At 62.2% G+C, this 17,431-nt stretch carries 19 protein-coding genes; 10 read left to right on the top strand and 9 right to left on the bottom strand.

Annotated features, from left to right (window positions below; translation table 11 throughout):
* Window positions 1–170 precede the first annotated feature (170 nt).
* On the top strand, window positions 171–806 hold the full coding sequence (locus FFS21_RS29530) for a VTT domain-containing protein (protein WP_370459307.1): 636 nt from the start codon (window positions 171–173) through the stop codon (window positions 804–806).
* 28 nt (window positions 807–834) lie between these two features.
* Here FFS21_RS29530 and FFS21_RS29525 read toward each other — a convergent pair whose 3' ends face one another.
* Window positions 835–1,683 (bottom strand): SirB1 family protein, encoded by an 849-nt coding sequence (locus tag FFS21_RS29525; RefSeq protein WP_137928234.1) that lies wholly within the window; start codon window positions 1,681–1,683, stop codon window positions 835–837.
* 16 nt (window positions 1,684–1,699) lie between these two features.
* Complete coding sequence (gene murJ, locus FFS21_RS29520; RefSeq protein ID WP_137928233.1) at window positions 1,700–3,250, bottom strand: murein biosynthesis integral membrane protein MurJ; 1,551 nt, start codon at window positions 3,248–3,250, stop codon at window positions 1,700–1,702.
* A 361-nt stretch (window positions 3,251–3,611) separates the two neighbouring features.
* Between murJ and rpsT the strand changes: the two genes are divergently transcribed.
* Complete coding sequence (rpsT, locus tag FFS21_RS29515) at window positions 3,612–3,878, top strand: 30S ribosomal protein S20 (protein ID WP_137928232.1); 267 nt, start codon at window positions 3,612–3,614, stop codon at window positions 3,876–3,878.
* A gap of 146 nt (window positions 3,879–4,024) precedes the next feature.
* On the opposite strand, the gene FFS21_RS29510 is transcribed toward rpsT, so the two are convergent.
* A complete protein-coding gene (locus FFS21_RS29510; RefSeq protein WP_137928231.1) occupies window positions 4,025–4,330 on the bottom strand; it encodes a DUF3579 domain-containing protein in 306 nt (101 codons plus the stop codon).
* Window positions 4,331–4,723: 393 nt separating this feature from the next.
* Between FFS21_RS29510 and argF the strand changes: the two genes are divergently transcribed.
* On the top strand, window positions 4,724–5,647 hold the full coding sequence (gene argF / locus FFS21_RS29505) for an ornithine carbamoyltransferase (RefSeq protein ID WP_137928230.1): 924 nt from the start codon (window positions 4,724–4,726) through the stop codon (window positions 5,645–5,647).
* A gap of 85 nt (window positions 5,648–5,732) precedes the next feature.
* Window positions 5,733–6,044, top strand: a complete 312-nt coding sequence (ppnP, locus tag FFS21_RS29500; RefSeq protein ID WP_137928229.1) for a pyrimidine/purine nucleoside phosphorylase — start codon at window positions 5,733–5,735, stop codon at window positions 6,042–6,044.
* Window positions 6,045–6,063: 19 nt separating this feature from the next.
* On the opposite strand, the gene murB is transcribed toward ppnP, so the two are convergent.
* Window positions 6,064–7,074 (bottom strand): UDP-N-acetylmuramate dehydrogenase, encoded by a 1,011-nt coding sequence (gene murB, locus FFS21_RS29495; RefSeq protein ID WP_137928228.1) that lies wholly within the window; start codon window positions 7,072–7,074, stop codon window positions 6,064–6,066.
* A gap of 109 nt (window positions 7,075–7,183) precedes the next feature.
* Here murB and FFS21_RS29490 point away from each other — a divergent pair, with 109 nt between their 5' ends.
* Entirely contained in the window at window positions 7,184–7,669 is a 486-nt protein-coding gene (locus tag FFS21_RS29490) for a YajQ family cyclic di-GMP-binding protein (protein WP_137928227.1), read from the top strand.
* Window positions 7,670–7,698: 29 nt separating this feature from the next.
* Here the strand turns inward: FFS21_RS29490 and FFS21_RS29485 are convergent, their stop codons facing one another.
* The 3 genes from FFS21_RS29485 to FFS21_RS29475 form a co-directional block, all read right to left on the bottom strand.
* On the bottom strand, window positions 7,699–8,157 hold the full coding sequence (locus FFS21_RS29485; RefSeq protein WP_137928226.1) for a DUF192 domain-containing protein: 459 nt from the start codon (window positions 8,155–8,157) through the stop codon (window positions 7,699–7,701).
* Between the two features lie 133 nt (window positions 8,158–8,290).
* Complete coding sequence (locus FFS21_RS29480) at window positions 8,291–8,482, bottom strand: hypothetical protein (RefSeq protein ID WP_137928225.1); 192 nt, start codon at window positions 8,480–8,482, stop codon at window positions 8,291–8,293.
* Window positions 8,483–8,610: 128 nt separating this feature from the next.
* Complete coding sequence (locus FFS21_RS29475) at window positions 8,611–9,222, bottom strand: pseudouridine synthase (protein ID WP_137928224.1); 612 nt, start codon at window positions 9,220–9,222, stop codon at window positions 8,611–8,613.
* Window positions 9,223–9,342: 120 nt separating this feature from the next.
* Between FFS21_RS29475 and icd the strand changes: the two genes are divergently transcribed.
* Complete coding sequence (gene icd, locus FFS21_RS29470; protein ID WP_137928223.1) at window positions 9,343–10,593, top strand: NADP-dependent isocitrate dehydrogenase; 1,251 nt, start codon at window positions 9,343–9,345, stop codon at window positions 10,591–10,593.
* Window positions 10,594–10,676: 83 nt separating this feature from the next.
* Here the strand turns inward: icd and FFS21_RS29465 are convergent, their stop codons facing one another.
* Together FFS21_RS29465 and FFS21_RS29460 are read right to left on the bottom strand one after the other, a co-directional pair.
* Entirely contained in the window at window positions 10,677–11,438 is a 762-nt protein-coding gene (locus FFS21_RS29465; protein WP_137928222.1) for a carbonic anhydrase, read from the bottom strand.
* Between the two features lie 291 nt (window positions 11,439–11,729).
* Window positions 11,730–11,936: a cold-shock protein gene (locus FFS21_RS29460; RefSeq protein WP_137928221.1), complete on the bottom strand. Its 207-nt coding sequence runs from the start codon at window positions 11,934–11,936 to the stop codon at window positions 11,730–11,732.
* 570 nt (window positions 11,937–12,506) lie between these two features.
* Here FFS21_RS29460 and clpS point away from each other — a divergent pair.
* The 4 genes from clpS to FFS21_RS29440 all read left to right on the top strand — a co-directional run bounded on the left by clpS (window position 12,507) and on the right by FFS21_RS29440 (window position 17,206).
* A complete protein-coding gene (clpS, locus tag FFS21_RS29455) occupies window positions 12,507–12,833 on the top strand; it encodes an ATP-dependent Clp protease adapter ClpS (protein WP_160472928.1) in 327 nt (108 codons plus the stop codon).
* Complete coding sequence (gene clpA / locus FFS21_RS29450) at window positions 12,830–15,127, top strand: ATP-dependent Clp protease ATP-binding subunit ClpA (protein WP_137928220.1); 2,298 nt, start codon at window positions 12,830–12,832, stop codon at window positions 15,125–15,127. The genes clpS and clpA overlap by 4 nt, the downstream gene beginning before the upstream one ends.
* A gap of 220 nt (window positions 15,128–15,347) precedes the next feature.
* Window positions 15,348–16,352 (top strand): Bug family tripartite tricarboxylate transporter substrate binding protein, encoded by a 1,005-nt coding sequence (locus FFS21_RS29445; RefSeq protein ID WP_137928219.1) that lies wholly within the window; start codon window positions 15,348–15,350, stop codon window positions 16,350–16,352.
* 11 nt (window positions 16,353–16,363) lie between these two features.
* Window positions 16,364–17,206 (top strand): VOC family protein, encoded by an 843-nt coding sequence (locus tag FFS21_RS29440; protein WP_137928236.1) that lies wholly within the window; start codon window positions 16,364–16,366, stop codon window positions 17,204–17,206.
* Window positions 17,207–17,431 lie beyond the last annotated feature (225 nt).

Genomic DNA, 17,431 nt, shown 5'->3' with positions numbered 1-17,431 from the left:
GCTCGGGGCGGGCGGCGTCGGCAGGCATGCGGGCGATTATACGTGCGGCCGGACACGTTTTCGGCACACTCATTACGGTTCCGTAACGGCAGCCAAATTTGGCTCTTGTATGATGTCAGCCATTCATTGAAGGGGACACACCGTTGGATACTGTATTGCACCTGATGGACATGATTCTTCATGTCGACAAGTTTCTGGGCCAGTTCGTGTTGGACTACGGCGTATGGGTGTACGGCATTCTGTTTGCCATCGTTTTCGCCGAAACCGGCCTCGTGGTGCTGCCGTTCCTGCCAGGTGATTCGCTGCTGTTCATCGCGGGAGCCATGTGCGCGACGGGCGCGATGAACGAGTGGGCACTTTCCGGACTGCTCTTCGCTGCAGCTGTCATCGGCAACACGGTCAACTATTTTGTGGGCAGCTGGATCGGGCCGAAGGTGTTCGACCAGCACTGGCGCTTCCTGGATCAGCGTGCGCTGCGCAAGACACATGATTTCTACGAACGTCACGGCGGAAAGACGCTGGTGATGGCACGTTTCCTCCCGATCGTGCGGACCTTTGCGCCGTTCGTGGCCGGGGTATCGCAAATGACCTTCGCACGCTTCCAGCTGTTCAACGTGATCGGCGCGGCGGCCTGGGTGTTCGGCCTGGTGTTCGCCGGCTACTTCTTCGGCAACCTGCCGTTCATCAAGCAGTATCTCAACCTGATCGTGCTGGCCGGTATCGGCGCGGCCGTGGTGCCGCTGGTGCTCGGCGGCCTGTGGAAGCTCGTGCGCGGCACGCGCCGCCCGGCGGACCGCAAGCCCTGATCCCGATGTATCCCGCAGCCTCGGTGAATCAGCTGAGGCTGCGGCTCATCAGGCGCAGGGCCGGCATGCGGTCGCGGATCTGCGTGGTGTCGGCGGCATCGGGACGGGCCTGGACATAAGCTTCCAGGTCTTCCAGCGCCGGCCGGAAGCACTCCAGGTTGGCATAGGCCAGGCCCCGGTCGCGCACTTCCTCGATCGAATCTGGCAGCAGGATCACCAGACGGTTCTGCACCGCCAGCAACCGCTGCCAGCGCGATTCCTGCAGATAGATCGCTTTCAGATTGCGCAACATGCGCGCGATGATTTCCCGATGCCCGGCCACATGCAGGAACAGGCCCAGCGGCACTTCGGTCGAGTCCGAAATCCCCTCCCGTTCGAGGTAGGGATCAAGCATTTCCTGCAGTTGTTCCTTCGACAGCGTTTCGCCGGTCAGCGGATCGAGCACGACCTCGCCGGCCGGAATCGTCATGCGCACCAGGAAATGGTTCGGGAACGACACCCCCTTGAGCGGCAGGCCAATCTGCTGGCCTAGCTCCATGTAGAGCACGGCCAGCGAGATGGGAATACCCCGGCGCTGCTTGAGCACCATGTTCAGGTACGAGTTGTCGGGGTCGTAGTAGTCGTTCGCGTTGGGGCCGAAGCCGAGGTCGCGATAGAAGAAATGGTTCAGCAGGCGCAGGCGCTGGATGGCGGGCGTGCCTTCGGCAATGCGCCGCTTGAGCCGGACGGCCAACACATCCATGGCCGCCAGTTCCGCCTGCAGGTCGAGGTCCGGGTAGGCATCCTGGGCGATGGCGAGGGCGGTTTCCGTCAGCGGGATCGCATCGTCGTCGGCCACGAGGCTGGCAAAGTAATCCAGGACTTTCGTGGAAGTCATGTACGGTGTTTCCTGACTAGCCGGCGCGGCGCCGGAAGGCCGCATAGCGCAGGCCCATGAGCCACAGTGTACCGAAGTAGACCGCCGCCGCAAGTACCAGGCAGGCCGCCAGCAGCGCGATCCGCAGCCATGGCGTGGCGCCCAGCGCCACCCAGTCGAAATTGCGCGCGAACCACAGCAGCATGCCCGACAGGATCAGCATGGCGGCCACCAGCCTGAGCAGGAACATGCCCCAGCCGGCCGACGGATGATAGAAGCCCCGGCGGCGCAGTCCAAAGAACAGCAGCAGCGCGTTGACGATGGCGCCGAAGCTGATCGACAGCGGTAGGCCCGCATGGCCCAGCAGCGGCACGAACACGAAGTTCGACAACTGCGTGATGATCAGTACAAGGATCGCGATCTTGACCGGGGTGCGGATGTCCTGCCGGGCATAGAAGCCCGGCGTCAGGATTTTGATCAGGATAAGCGCGAGCAGGCCCACGCCGTAGGTAGCCAGCGCCTGACGCGTCATCTCGACGGCATGGGCGTCGAAGCGGCCATAGTTGAACAGGACCGAGGTCAGTGGCGTGCCGAACAGCATCAGCCCCGCCGCGCAAGGCAGGGCCAGCAGGAAGGTCAGGCGCAGGCCCCAGTCGAGCAGGCCGGAGTACTCCTCGCGGTTGTCGTTGGCGTTGGCCTTGGAGAGGCTCGGCAGCAGGATCGTGCCCAGCGCCACGCCCAGCAGCGCCGTCGGGAATTCCATCAGGCGGTCGGCATAGGTGATGTACGACACGGCCCCCGCGCCCAGGCGCGAAGCGATATTGGTATTGATGATCAGGCTGATCTGGGCCACGGAAACGGCCAGCAGCGCCGGCGCCATCTGCTTGACCACGCGCCGCACTCCGGGGTTGGCCCACGCCGCGCGCAGGTTCAGCGAGACGCGCGGCAACACGCCGAGCTTGCGCATTGCCGGCACCTGGATCAGCAACTGGAGCACGCCGCCCACCAGCACGCCCCACGCCTGGGCATAGATCGGCTGGGCCATGTGAGGACCGACAAACAGCGCGGCGATGATCAGGCAGAGATTGAGCAGTACCGGCGTGAACGCGGGCACCGCGAAGTTGCGCCACGTGTTCAGTACGCCCGAAGCCAGCGCTACCATCGAGATCAGGCCGATATATGGGAACATCACCCGTGTCATGAACACGGCGGCGTCGTAGGTCTCGGCACTGCCCCGGAAGCCGGTGGCCACTACCGTCATGACGATTGGCGCGCCGATCACGCCCAGCAGCGATACCGCGGCCAGCGCCCAGGCCATGACCGTGGCCACGGCATCGATCAGGAGATGGGTTTCCTCGTCGCCGCGCTTGCCGTGGTACTCGTTCAGGATGGGGACGAAGGCTTGCGAGAACGCGCCTTCGCCAAAGATCCGGCGCAGCAGGTTGGGGATGCGGAATGCCACGTTGAAGGCATCGGTCATGTCCGAGGCCCCGAAGGCGCGGGCAATCAGGATTTCGCGCAGCAGGCCGGTGATGCGCGATAGCATCGTCAGGCCGCTGATCGTGGCAAGTGCTTTGAGCAGGTTCAAGATCGGAAACCAGGGAGCAGGGCCGTGTGACGGCGCCGAGCGGGTGGCAGACGCGTTTCAGACGCCTGCACGGTCATTTGGTTGCGGCGGCGCCACGCTTATGCGGGCATTCCGCTCGCCAGATGTGGCGCATATTATACGGACGGCCGCTGCCCGGCGGCCCTGGTGCCCGATTCTGTTCGGAACCTGTCGGGAGGCTTGCCTGCGGCGCGGGGCTGTGTGTATAATCGCCGATTCGCAAGGACAGTCGCGTCCAAGGATTCGTTTGTCGAACATCCCGGGTCGCAAGATGTGACTTAATTGTTGCGTCCCAAATTATTGCGTCGCCCCGGGCGCGCACTCTGAATTCAGGAAGAGATACATGGCAAATTCCGCACAAGCTCGCAAGCGCGCGCGCCAAGCCGTGGCCGCGAACGGTCACAACTCCAGCCTGCGCTCGCGTCTGCGCACCGCCGTCAAGGCAGTTCGCAAGGCAATCGACGCCGGCGACAAGGCAGCCGCTGCTGAGATCTTCAAGCAGTCGCAAACGATCATCGACAGCATCGCTGACAAGAAGATCGTGCACAAGAACAAGGCTGCACGTCACAAGTCGCGCCTGTCGGCCGCCATCAAGTCGATGGCTGCCTGATAGCTGCCCCGGTCGCCCCTATGGCGGCCGAGCAGTCGCAAAGCCCGTCTTCGGACGGGCTTTTGTTTTTTGCGCCACCACTTTCCAGTGCTCGGCCAACAAAAAACCCGGCGCCTGGCCGGGTTCTCTTGAGAAGCAGGGCGTGCTCAGTCGCCGACCGAGCAGGCTTCCACTACCTGCAAATCATTGTCGCGCGCGAAGTTCAGCACGAAGTCGAGTGCCTTCGGCTCGATGTCCCGCAGCCGCGAATCCACCACCACGTTCTTGATGCCCGCCACGATCACAGGTCGCACGTACGGCGAGTAGGTCAGGCGGGGGTCGCCGGTATCGCCTTCCGGCCGGAACTGCGCCATCACGCCGCACAACCGCTCGGCCCAGTCGCTTGGGCGAAAGGTCCTGCCTTCCTTGGTAACGCCTTGGATGAAGTATTCGCGAACTTGGGGGGTTGTCATGGGACTGCGGGGATCTGCTCTGTGACTCGACGGTAAACCCGCTCAAGACGGGCGCCCGTTTGACGCGTCCGGCAGGCGATTGGTTCGCATGCTGCCGGCATGAGGAAAGCGGGGCGTATTGTCGGCGGGGGCACTTTTGATGCCGTGCGGCGGGCCGTGGCAAGGTATGCCGGGCCCCGCGTGAATCAGCGGGTATTATATCTTATATAAGACTTGCGCATACGTAGAATTCCTGTCGGGAACCTGTCAGCGGGCCGCGTCACCCGCCTCTGCGGGGGACTCCCGCTATAACGGCGCGGACTCGCCAAAGCTGGAATAATCCCTTATGATCGTTGCCACTACATTGCGTAAGCGACGCGAAAGGCGGCCCATGCGAGCCGCCTTCTTTGTTTTATGAGCCAAACCCCGATCAAGCATTACCTCCAGTTCAGCGACCTCAATGCCGAGGAGTACGAGTACCTGCTGGACCGCGCGAGGATCCTGAAGGCGAAGTTCAAGAACTACGAGACGTGGCACCCGCTGCACGACCGCACGCTGGCCATGATCTTCGAGAAGAATTCCACGCGTACGCGCCTGTCGTTCGAAGCTGGCGTGCACCAGCTTGGCGGTCATGCGGTGTTCCTGAACACGCGTGACTCGCAACTGGGTCGTGGTGAGCCCATCGAGGATGCGGCGCAGGTGATCTCGCGCATGGTCGACATCATCATGATCCGTACGTACGGCCAGGACATCCTTGAACGATTCGCCGCGCACTCGCGCGTGCCAGTCATCAATGGCCTGACCAACGAATACCACCCGTGCCAGGTGCTGGCCGATGTCTTCACGTACATCGAGCAGCGCGGCAGCATTGCCGGCAAGACGGTGGCGTGGATCGGCGACGCCAACAACATGGCCTATACCTGGATCCAGGCTGCCGAGCGCCTGGATTTCACGTTCCATTTCTCCGCCCCTCCGGGCTACCAGCTCGATCCGGCCATGGTGCCGCAGACAGCCGCGTCGCGCGTCAAGGTGTTCGACAATCCGCTCGACGCCTGCCAGGGCGCACACTTGGTGACAACCGACGTGTGGACCAGCATGGGTTTCGAGGCTGAGAACGAGGCACGCAAGCGCGCGTTCAAGGACTGGATGGTGACCACGGCCATGATGGACCGTGCCACCGACGATGCGCTGTTCATGCACTGCCTGCCTGCCCATCGGGGCGAGGAAGTTGAAGCCGCCGTGATTGACGGCCCGCGCAGCGTGGTCTGGGAAGAGGCTGAAAACCGGCTGCATGTGCAGAAGGCATTGATGGAATACCTGCTCTGCGGCCGCTACTGAGCGACCGCTTGAGCCAGCGAAAGGGGGCCACGGCGGCTCCCTTTTTTGCGTCTACCGTTTCGTGTTTCGATTCGAGGAGAGAGAGATGAGCCAATTCGACAACGTATCCGTCGTCAAGAAAGCCAACCTGTATTTCGATGGCAAGTGCGTGAGCCACACGGTGCTGTTCGCCGACGGCACGCGCAAGACGCTGGGTGTGATTTTTCCGGCTGCGTTGACGTTCAACACGGGCGCGCCCGAAATCATGGAAGTCAACGCGGGTAGTTGCCGCGTGCGCCTGGCTGGCTCGGAAGAGTGGAAGACCTATGGCGCAGGCCAGCAGTTCAACGTGCCGGGCAACAGCAGTTTCGACATCGAAGTGACCGAGACGCTCGATTACGTCTGCCACTTCGAATAAGTCTCAGGGCGAAGAAGCCTCAGAGTACGACCGGCTCTGGCTCGATCCGCACGCCAAACCGTCCCTCGACGGTGTCGGCGATGCGGTTCGCCAGGGCCAGCAGGGCCGCGCCGGTGCCACCGCCGTGGTTCACTAGCACCAGCGCCTGCTTGTCATAGACGCCGACCGGGCCGTCACTGATGCCCTTGAAGCCGCACTGGTCGATCAGCCAGCCAGCAGCGAGCTTGTAGCTGCCATCCGCTTGCGGATAACTGACCAGCGCAGGGTTGTCTGCCAGCAGTTTGTCGCGCAGCGCTGCCTCGACGACCGGATTCTTGAAGAACGAGCCTGCATTGCCGATTTCTGCCGGGTTCGGCAGCTTGCGCGAGCGGATCGCGATCACTGCGTCGCGGATCTGCGCGGCATCGGGTGGATTCACCGATTCGAGTTCGCGCGACAGTTCGCCGTAGTTCAACACGGGCTGCCAGGCTACCGGTAGCCGCAGCGTCACGGCGGTGATGATGTAGCGGTCGCGGCCCTCACGCTTGAACAGGCTGTCCCGATATCCGAAGGCGCATGTATCAAGATCGAGCGTCACGAAAGCGCCGCCCTGGCGGTCGTAGGCGCGCACGCTGTTGAAGCGCTCGCGCAGCTCCACGCCATAGGCGCCGATGTTCTGGATCGGGGCAGCGCCGGCCGTGCCAGGGATCAACGACAGGTTTTCCAGGCCGGGCATGCCATCGGCGATGGTGCGGCCCACCAGCGCGTGCCAGTTCTCGCCGGCGCCCACGGTCACCAGCCAGTTCTCTCCGCGCCGTGCAACTTCGTAGCCGGGAATCTCCATCAGCAACACGCAGGCGTCGAGGTCTCCAGTCAACACCACGTTGCTGCCACCGCCCAGCACCACTATCGGAAGACTGGCGGCGCGCGGATCGGATAGTGCCGAAAGCAGGTCCGATTCGCTGCGGATATGTGCCGCCAGACGCGCACGGACATCGAAGCCGAATGTATTGTGGGCGCGCAGGGGATAAAATTCGTGGAAATCTGCCATGCAAGGTCGGGGGAGGCACCCCGGGCCGGGGCAGGCCAAGATTATACGTAACCGTTACGAAAGCTCCGCCGTGTGCCGGGTGGGGCCGTGGAATACCAGGAGAAACAGGATGCCGTCGTTTGACGTAGTGAGCGAAGCCAACATGGTGGAAGTGAAGAACGCCGTGGAGCAGGCCAACAAGGAAATCACCAACCGCTTCGACTTCAAGGGTTCCGATTCCCGCGTGGAGCAGAAGGAAGGTGAACTGACTGTCTTCGCCGATGACAATTTCAAGCTGGACCAGGTCAAGGACGTGCTGATCAACAAGATGGCCAAGCGCAATGTGGACGTGCGCTTCCTGGACTATGGCAAGGTCGACAAGATCAGCGGCGACAAGGTCAAGCAGGTCATCACGATCAAGAAGGGCGTGACGGGCGACCTGGCCAAGAAGGTCGTGCGCATGATCAAGGACAGCAAGATCAAGGTGCAGGCCAGCATCCAGGGCGATGCCGTGCGCGTGACGGGCACCAAGCGCGACGACCTGCAATCGGTCATCGCACTGCTGCGCAAGGATGTCAGCGAAGCCCCGCTGGACTTCAACAATTTCCGGGACTAGGCAGCGCGCGCTGCAGTCCTGCTGCGGTGCTACTGCGCCTGCCGCGGCTGCGGCAGGCCGCCGATTTTCGCGCCGGGTTTGATGCCCTTCTGCGCGAACCATCCCTTGTTCATCTCCAGCGCATAGCGCACCGCTGCACGCGGACAGTGGTTGTCCTCGGTTTGCGGCGCCATGTCCTCGATATTGACGATGCTGCCGTCATCCGCCAGGAACGCAATCGACAGCGGCAGATTGGTGTTCTTCATCCAGAAGCAGTGCCCGGCCTTGTCCTCGAAGACGAACAGCATGCCGGTGTTGGCGGGCATCGTCTTGCGGTACATCAGCCCGCGCTCGCGCGCTTCGGGTGACGCGGCCACTTCGGCCTGGATGGCGTACATGCCTGCGGTCAGCGGAATCACGGGCAGTGCGGTCTGTGCATGCGCCGTGGCGGACAGCGCGGCGGCACCCATCGCACCAACGATCAGCAGGGTCTTGAACACTTGAGGCATGGCGGAATCGATGTGGAGGAAGTTCGACGGCAGGCGGAAGCATAGCGCAGCCAACCGATCCGCGCCCGTAGCCACGCCATGAAAAAAGGCAGGCCGCCGGAGCGTGCCTGCCTTTCGATGGCAGTCTGGAAGATCAGGCTGCCGGGGTCGAAGCTGCCGCCTTCTTGGAGGTGTGCTTCTTGGTGTGCTTCTTCTTCGTGGTCTTCGCGGGCTTCGCCGAATCGGTTGCAGCCGGTGCGGTGCCAGCAGCAGGAGCCGCCGGGGCTTGCGCGAAGGCGCCAGTGGCAAACAGGCCAACTACCAGAGCGGCGATCAGTTTTTTCATTGCGAGTACCTCTAGGATTTATGTCCGGATTTTGGAGGGTTTGACGCGTTTATCGACGTGTCATTCGCAACAACGGCGCGGAATCTTCGCGCGTTGACGATCCGGGTGCCGGCATGTGTAACCAGCGATTACCGCCGCTTTTTCGCCTGTATGGGCGGTCTGACAGGTAGGCGCGGCGCTAAAAGTCCTAATGCACGGACATCTGCCTCGCACCATTGGCCAGGCGCCAGACCGAGTTGGGCGAGCGAAAGATTGCCGATTGCCGCGCGCACCAGACGCAGGGTGGGAAAGCCTACGGCAGCCGTCATGCGTCGCACCTGCCGGTTCTTGCCTTCGCGGATCTTCACTTCGACCCATGTCGTGGGAATGGCTGCGCGATAGCGGATCGGTGGATGGCGCTCCCACAGCCACGCCGGTTCGTCGACGATCCGGGCCTGGGCCGGGAGCGTCACGAAATCGCCCAGGTCTACGCCGCCGCGCAGACGCGCAAGCGCTGCCGCATCGGGCACGCCTTCCACCTGCGCGAGATAGGTTTTTTCGAGTTTGTGGCGCGGATCGGCAATGCGTGTCTGAAGCGGGCCATCGTCGGTCAACAGCAGCAGTCCCTCGCTATCGGCATCGAGACGCCCGGCCGGATACACGCCGGCCAGGTCGATGCAATCGGCCAGCGTTGGTCGCGATGGATGCGCCGAGAACTGGCTCATCATCTGGAAGGGCTTGTTGAGGGCGATCAGGGTCATGGGCGCGCATTATCCACCAGTCGAAGAGGGCCGTTACAATGACTCGCACAACACAATCGCGTCGCCGGGCCGTGCTGGCCGGGCGCCAGTCACTTCCCCAAGCGGCAGTTGGAGACGAACATGTATCAGCACATCAAGGTGCCAGCAGGCGAGAAGATCACGGTGAACGCCGATTTTTCGCTGAATGTGCCCAATAACCCGATTGTCCCTTACATCGAGGGCGATGGTACGGGTGTCGACATTACCCCCGTCATGCTCAAGGTGGTGGATGCCGCCGTGGCCAAGGCGTATGGCGGACAGCGCAAGATATCCTGGATGGAAATCTTCGCGGGCGAGAAATCCACGCGCGTGTATGGCCCCGATGTCTGGCTGCCCGACGAGACCCTGGAGGCGGTGAAGGAATACGTGGTGTCGATCAAGGGGCCGCTGACCACCCCGGTAGGCGGCGGTATCCGCTCGCTGAATGTGGCGCTGCGCCAGCAGCTCGATCTCTACGTCTGCCTGCGTCCGGTGCGCTATTTCAAGGGCGTGCCATCGCCGGTGCGCGAGCCTGAAAAGACCAATATGGTGATCTTCCGCGAGAACTCGGAGGACATCTATGCCGGCATCGAGTGGGAAGCCGGCAGCGAAGGCGCAAAGAAACTGATCGCCTTCCTGCAGAACGAGATGGGCGTGAAGAAGATCCGCTTCCCGGAAACCTCGGGCGTGGGGGTCAAGCCGGTATCGAAGCAGGGTACGCAGCGCCTGGTGCGCAAGGCGATCCAGTACGCGATCGACAACGACAAGCCGTCGGTCACGCTGGTCCACAAGGGCAACATCATGAAGTACACCGAGGGCGGGTTCCGTGACTGGGGCTATGACCTCGCGCTCACCGAGTTTGGTGCCGAACTGGTGGATGGCGGCCCGTGGTGCAAGATCAGGAACCCCAAGACCGGGCGCGATATCGTCGTCAAGGACGCCATCGCCGATGCGTTCCTGCAGCAAGTGCTACTGCGTCCGGCCGAATACTCTGTCATCGCCACGCTGAACCTGAACGGCGACTATATTTCCGACGCGCTGGCGGCCCAGGTGGGCGGCATCGGCATTGCGCCGGGTGCCAATATGTCGGACTCCGTGGCGATGTTCGAAGCCACTCACGGCACGGCGCCGAAGTACGCCGGCAAGGACTATGTGAATCCGGGTTCGGAGATCTTGTCTGCCGAAATGATGCTGCGCCACATGGGCTGGACCGAGGCGGCCGACCTGATCATCGCGTCGATGGAAAAATCGATCCAGTCGAAGAAGGTGACCTATGACTTCGCCCGGTTGCTGGAAGGCGCCACGCAGGTGTCGTGTTCCGGCTTCGGTCAGGTGATGATCGACAATATGTAAAGACAGAGACGTCCCGGGATCGCCCGGACGGAAAACCCCGGTTGCGCGCAGGCGCACCGGGGTTTTTTATCACTGACGAAATATCAGTTGTTGGACGTGAGCACGCGATCGTGCATCGGTTGCACCGGCCGGGCATTCATCGGATACAGCTTCCTGAATGCCTGGATCTGCGCGGCCGACACCTGCACCGGCGTCTTCAGGACGTGCCAATGCACGCCTTCGCTGCATGGTGGCGTGGTCAGGCTGCCGTCGAACGCCACGTATGAAAGGTCCTCTGGCAACAGGTCTGCCGGGCTGAACGTCTCGTTCAGTGGCACCGGCGCGGCACCTTTCTCAGGCATGACCTGGAAGATTGACTCAAGCGCCTTGTTCTCTGCGCCTTCCTCGAACAGCACGCCAACCACGGCAAGGCGACCGGCCGCATCCCGATGCACCAGGTGTGCGCTCAGTGGATAGGCGCGGCCATCCACTGTCATTTCGCTCGGGGTATGGAAGTGAAAATTCAGTAACTGGTAGACGCCGGAGGGCAGCTTGGCATTGCCCCCGGCATGCGGACCCACCTGGATCGTATGGCCGTTGTTGATGACGGTGGCGGCGGACGCCGGATAATGAAAGGCCAGCGGTGGAAGCTTGCCGGGCCTGGCGTTCTGGATATCGATGGGCGACTGGGCCTTGCCATCCTTGCACGCCTTGAAGGACGGCGACAGGTCACCCCAGTGCTCGGCGCCCTGGTCGCCGGTGTATGACCACTTGGTACCATGGTCTGCGGCAGTGGCGGACAGCGCTGTGGCCAGCAGCAACGTACCGGCGAAGGCGGCAAGCGGGTTGGTCTTGAAAGGAAACATCGTGAACACTCCAAACTGGGCGGTAGTGCGCGGAGTGTAGAAGTTACCAATTGTCCGGAAAATCGCAGAATCTCTAATTCTGATGCCGGTGATGGCGACGCCCCATGAAAAAGCGCCCGGCACATGGTGAACATGTGCCGGGCGCTTTCCCGGATGCCTGGCGTACCGCTTTTCAGCGCACCACGCCTATCATTGCCCGGCGTGGCGCTGGATCCCGTCCCGAGGGGAGTGAACCCCTTCGCATCCGCATGGGCCGACGCCGCTCTGTGGCAGCATTCGGCCGCGGCGCACTTAATGGGCTTCCTGAATGTTCGTGGCTTGCTTGCCCTTCGGGCCTTGCACGACCTCGAACTCCACCCGTTGGCCTTCCTTCAGCGTCTTGAAACCGGACATCTGAATTGCCGAAAAGTGCGCAAACAGTTCTTCCTCGCCGTCATCCGGCTTGATAAAGCCGAAACCCTTGGCGTCATTGAACCATTTGACGATACCGCTAGCCATAAACTCCCCCAACGAAAAAGCTGATTACAAGCGGGGAAACCAATGGCCAGCCGAAAGCGGTTCGACGGGCACTGCGCGGCCTCTTCTGGTGGAATAGTTGCGCAAATGCACGGCAAATACGGTTTCTCGCGAGTCATCCATTTTCGTTCATCGGAAAATGGACGAAAGTGTCGGACCTGCGCCAGTCGTGGGCCTCCCTGCTCACGGATGCACCCCGCCGGGTCTGTATGCTTGGCTCGCGAGCCCGGACCGGATGTGCGATCGATTCTTTCGGTAAAGGCAATGGCTGTCAATCCGGCAGATTCCCCACTGAGCGTGGGGTGTGGCGAGATTGAAACGGCTGCAGATGGTACGCTTTGCCAGCGTGGTGCATGGTTTTTGCGTAGGTTGGCGGCGCGCCCCGGAGCGGGGTACGCCAATTCGCCACCTGCACCCCGGAAGTGCATGCCCGACGTGCCCGCCGCGCCTCTGTACGTTGGCGCACGCCGGGAATTTTCGTAGGTGCGGGGCTTGAATAAGAGTCCTGTTCCCCAAATTGCAGACTTGTGAGTAAGGGTTAGAATAAACGCCATGGCGACACGGCTGGCGAACACCCCCCAACGCGAAGCAGGCACTGTCATCGAACGGAAGGAGCAGCAGCTCAAGCCGCCAGCGATGTACAAAGTGGTCCTGCTCAATGACGACTACACTCCGATGGAGTTTGTCGTGATGATCCTGCAGCAGTATTTCAGCAGGGACCGGGAAACGGCTACGCAGATCATGCTGACCGTCCACCGGGAAGGCAAGGGCGTTTGCGGTATCTACACCAGGGATATCGCGGCGACCAAAGTCGAGCTTGTATCAACCCATGCGCGGCAGGCGGGCCACCCGCTGCAGTGCGTGATGGAGGAAGCATGATTGCGCAAGAATTGGAAGTCAGTCTGCACATGGCCTTTGTCGAGGCACGTCAGGCGCGCCACGAGTTCATCACCGTGGAACACTTGCTGCTGGCGTTGCTCGACAACCCCACTGCGGCGGAAGTGCTGCGCGCCTGTGCGGCCAATATCGAGGACTTGCGCACAAGCCTGAAGAATTTCATTGCCGACAACACACCGGTCGTACCCGGCACGGACGAGGTGGACACGCAACCCACGCTGGGTTTCCAGCGTGTGATCCAGCGCGCCATCATGCACGTGCAGTCGACCTCGAACGGCAAGAAGGAAGTCACCGGCGCCAACGTGCTGGTGGCCATCTTCGGCGAGAAGGACTCTCACGCCGTGTACTACCTGCAGCAGCAGGGCGTCACGCGGCTGGACGTCGTCAATTTCATCAGCCACGGCATCCGCAAGGACCAGTCCGAGCCGGCCAAGCACGGCGAGGGCAACCCCGAGGGCGAAGGTGGTGACGGCAAGGAAAGTCCGCTCGAGCAGTACACCCAGAACCTGAACACCCTGGCCAAGGCCGGCAAGATCGATCCCCTGATCGGCCGTGACAGCGAGGTGGAGCGCGTGGTGCAGGTACTGTGCCGCCGCCGCAAGAACAACCCGCTGCTGGTGGGCGAAGCAGGCGTGGGCAAGACCGCCATCGCCGAGGGCCTGGCGTGGCGCATCACCAAGAACGAAGTGCCCGATATCCTCGAGAAGGCCGTGGTCTACTCGCTGGACATGGGTGCGCTGCTGGCCGGCACCAAGTATCGCGGCGATTTCGAGCAGCGGCTGAAGGGCGTGCTGAAGTCCCTCAAGGACAATCCGAACGCGATCCTGTTCATCGACGAGATCCACACGCTGATCGGCGCGGGTGCTGCGTCGGGCGGAACGCTGGACGCCAGCAACCTGCTGAAGCCGGCGCTGTCTTCGGGCCAGCTCAAGTGCGTGGGTGCGACGACCTTCACCGAGTATCGGGGCATCTTCGAGAAGGACGCGGCACTGTCGCGCCGGTTCCAGAAGATCGACATCGTGGAGCCGACCGTAGACCAGACCGTGCAGATCCTGCGCGGGTTGAAGTCGCGCTTTGAAGAGCACCACGGCGTGAAGTACGCGGCATCGGCCCTGACTGCTGCGGCGGAATTGTCTGCGCGCTTCATCACCGACCGTCATCTGCCGGACAAGGCGATCGACGTGATCGATGAAGCGGGCGCGGCGCAACGTATCCTGCCGAAGTCCAAGCAGAAGAAGACGATTGGCAAGAACGAGATCGAGGACATCGTCTCGCGCATCGCACGCATCCCGCCGCAGAGCGTGAACCAGGACGACCGCAGCAAGCTGCAGACGCTGGAACGCGATCTGAAGTCGGTGGTATTCGGCCAGGACCCTGCCATCGAGGCGCTGTCGTCGGCGATCAAGATGTCGCGTGCCGGTCTGGGCAAGACGGACAAGCCGATCGGCTCGTTCCTGTTCTCGGGACCCACGGGCGTTGGCAAGACCGAAGTGGCCAAGCAACTCGCCTTCATCATGGGCATCGAGCTGCTGCGCTTCGACATGTCCGAATACATGGAGCGGCATGCCGTCAGCCGCCTGATTGGCGCGCCGCCGGGGTATGTCGGTTTCGACCAGGGCGGCCTGCTGACTGAGGCTGTTACCAAGAAGCCGCACTGCGTGCTGCTGCTGGACGAGATCGAAAAGGCGCATCCGGACATTTTCAACATCCTGCTGCAGGTCATGGACCATGGTTCGCTGACCGATAACAACGGCCGGCGCGCGGATTTCCGCAACGTGATCATCATCATGACCACGAATGCGGGCGCGGAGACCATGAACCGCGCGACGATCGGCTTTACCACGGCGCGCGAGCAGGGCGACGAGATGGCCGACATCAAGCGGATGTTTACGCCGGAATTCCGCAACCGCCTGGATGCGACGATCAGCTTCCGTGCGCTGGACGAGGAAATCATCCTGCGCGTGGTCGACAAGTTCCTGATGCAACTGGAAGAGCAGTTGCACGAGAAGAAGGTGGAAGCCAGCTTCTCGGACAAGCTGCGCAAGTATCTGGCAAAGAAGGGCTTCGATCCGCTGATGGGCGCGCGGCCAATGCAACGCCTGATCCAGGACATGATCCGCAAGGCGCTGGCCGACGAATTGCTGTTCGGCAAGCTGGTGACCGGTGGCCGGGTGGCCGTGGACCTCGACGCCGAGGATCACATCAAGCTGACCTTCTCCGAAGGCGATCCGGAACCGCCGGATACTGGCGAGAGCGAGGAACGCGCCGAAGTCTGACGCAGGGTAGGTACCACACAAACGGCCGGGTATGTCCCGGCCGTTTTTCCGTCATGTGGGGACTCCTGCGCGATCGTTGTATGGTCATTGTTCCAATAACTGGGCGATCAGCGATAGTGATCGGACAAGTTGAGCGATCATCGGGCAAAATACGGGGTGGCGGCATGCCGCCCCTTTTCATTTGTCCCGCGGCCTTCTGGTCGTACAGCCCGAGTTTCCGATGTCTTCTCACGACCGCCTGCGGTTGCGCCGCCTGCTGCTGAAAACCTTGCCGATGAGCACCATGCCCGTGGCCTCGCTGTCCGGCCTCGCCCATGCCGCCGATTCAGGCGCGAACTCCCGACCGATCTCGCTGGTGCTGCCATTCCCACCGGGCGGTAGCGTGGACATCGTCGCGCGGCAATTGCAGCCTGGCCTCAAGACGGCGCTCGGTCAGACGGTGGTCGTCGACAACAAGCCGGGTGCCGGCGGACTGATCGCCAGCAGCAACGTGGCGCGTGCCAAGCCAGATGGCAATACGCTGCTGATGGCCTTCGATACCCACGCGATCAATCCGTTCGCGTACAAGAATCTGCCGTACGACACCTTCAAGGACTTCACGCCGATTACCCAATTGGTACGCTTCCCGCTGGTGATTGCTGCGAATCCGGCGCTATCGGCGTCGAACGTGCGCGAACTGGTTGAGTTGGCGAAGTCGAATCCGAATGGCGTGCGCTACGCCTCGTCGGGAATCGGCAGCCTGAACCAGCTCGCGGCGGAAGCACTCGGCACCGAGGCCGGCGTGAAATTCCTCCACGTACCCTACAAGGGTGGTGGCCCGGCCGTGCAGGCCGTGCTGTCGGGCGAAGTCGATGTGTTTTTCAGCAGCTATGCGGCGGTGCAGGCGCATGTGGCGGCCAAGACGATCAAGGTACTTGGCGTGACCGGGACGAGCCGCATCAAGCAGTTGCCGCAAGTTCCGACCGTGGCCGAGCAGGGCTACAAGGGTTTCGAGGCGTATTCGTGGATCGGCGTGTTCGGCCCGGCGCATATGCAGTCTGATTCGGTAACGCGTCTGCACGACGCCTTCGCCGCTTCGATCAAGCAGCAGAAGGTGGTGGATGCGCTGACTGCGCAGGGGTTCGAGATCGCCGTGGGGTCGCCGGCCGAACTGGGCCAACTAGTGCGCCATGAGCACGACAAGTGGCAGGCTGTGGCCCGCAAGGCCAACATCCAGTTCGAATGACCGAAGCCGCCATGCACGCATTGCCTGAGCCGTTCGACCATGCGGTCATCGTCTGCAACGATCTCGATGCCGCTGTGACGCGCTGGCGCGCGCTGGGCTTCACGCTCACGCCGCGCGGTTTTCACACGCTGGGTTCGCAGAACCATTGCATCATGCTGGCGCGCGATTACCTGGAGCTGCTGCATGTGACGGCGCCCAGCCCGAGTCGTCAGTACTACTGGGATGCCCAGCAGCGCGGCGATGGCTGTGCGGCGATGTCGTGCAAAAGCCGCGATGCGTTTGCCACGGCCGACCGGCTGCGCGCCGCAGGCTTCCAGCCTTCCGATCCCATCGAATTCTCGCGTCCGGTGCGTCTGGACGATGGCTCCGAACACCCGGCCACGTTTCGCGTGACGGCGCTCGATAGCGCGCCCGGCGCTCGCTACTTCGTCTGCGAACATCGCACGCCAGAATTGCTGTGGCGTCCGGAGTGGATCGCGCATGCCAACAGGGCTACTGCGATTGCGGCGACGTATCTGGTAGTGGATGCGGGGCAGGTCGCTGTGACTGCTGAAGCCTATGCCACGCTGACTGGGGCGCCGATCACTCGCGCGACCGGCGAGATGGCGATGCTGGATATCGCTGGCGCGTCGTTTGTTGTGACGGCGCCGCAGGAATTGGCCGATGTGGCTGACGTGCCGGGGCTACGCGCTACGTCCGGGTATGCGGCAATTCGACTGGTGACGGACGATCTGGAAAAGGCGCGGGCGCACTGGCGTGCGAACGGTGTACGTGCGGAGGATACGTCGGCGACTGTGTCGGTGATTCCGGCGGCCGAGGCGAATGGGGTGACGCTGGTTTTCGAGCAGGGTTGAGTTTCACAACCTCTCTCGGTTTATTCCCCTCTCCCGCACGGCGGGAGAGGGGTTAGGGGAGAGGGCAGGAGGTTCTGCTTGCCGATTGTCGAAATTGGAGGGCCTGTCAGTTTTTTTTTGTGTGCAGGACAGCTAGAGGCTTGCCGGTCGAATGGATTGGCAAGCCTGCATTCTCTCAGAGGTGCGGGTGGGTAAATCGGTCTTCGTACAACACTGCGAACTGAT

Source organism: Cupriavidus sp. 2SB (genome assembly GCF_005503625.1).
GTDB lineage: Bacteria > Pseudomonadota > Gammaproteobacteria > Burkholderiales > Burkholderiaceae > Cupriavidus.
Note: the sequence above shows the minus strand (reverse complement) of the source record. Positions and strands in the feature narration are given on the sequence as shown.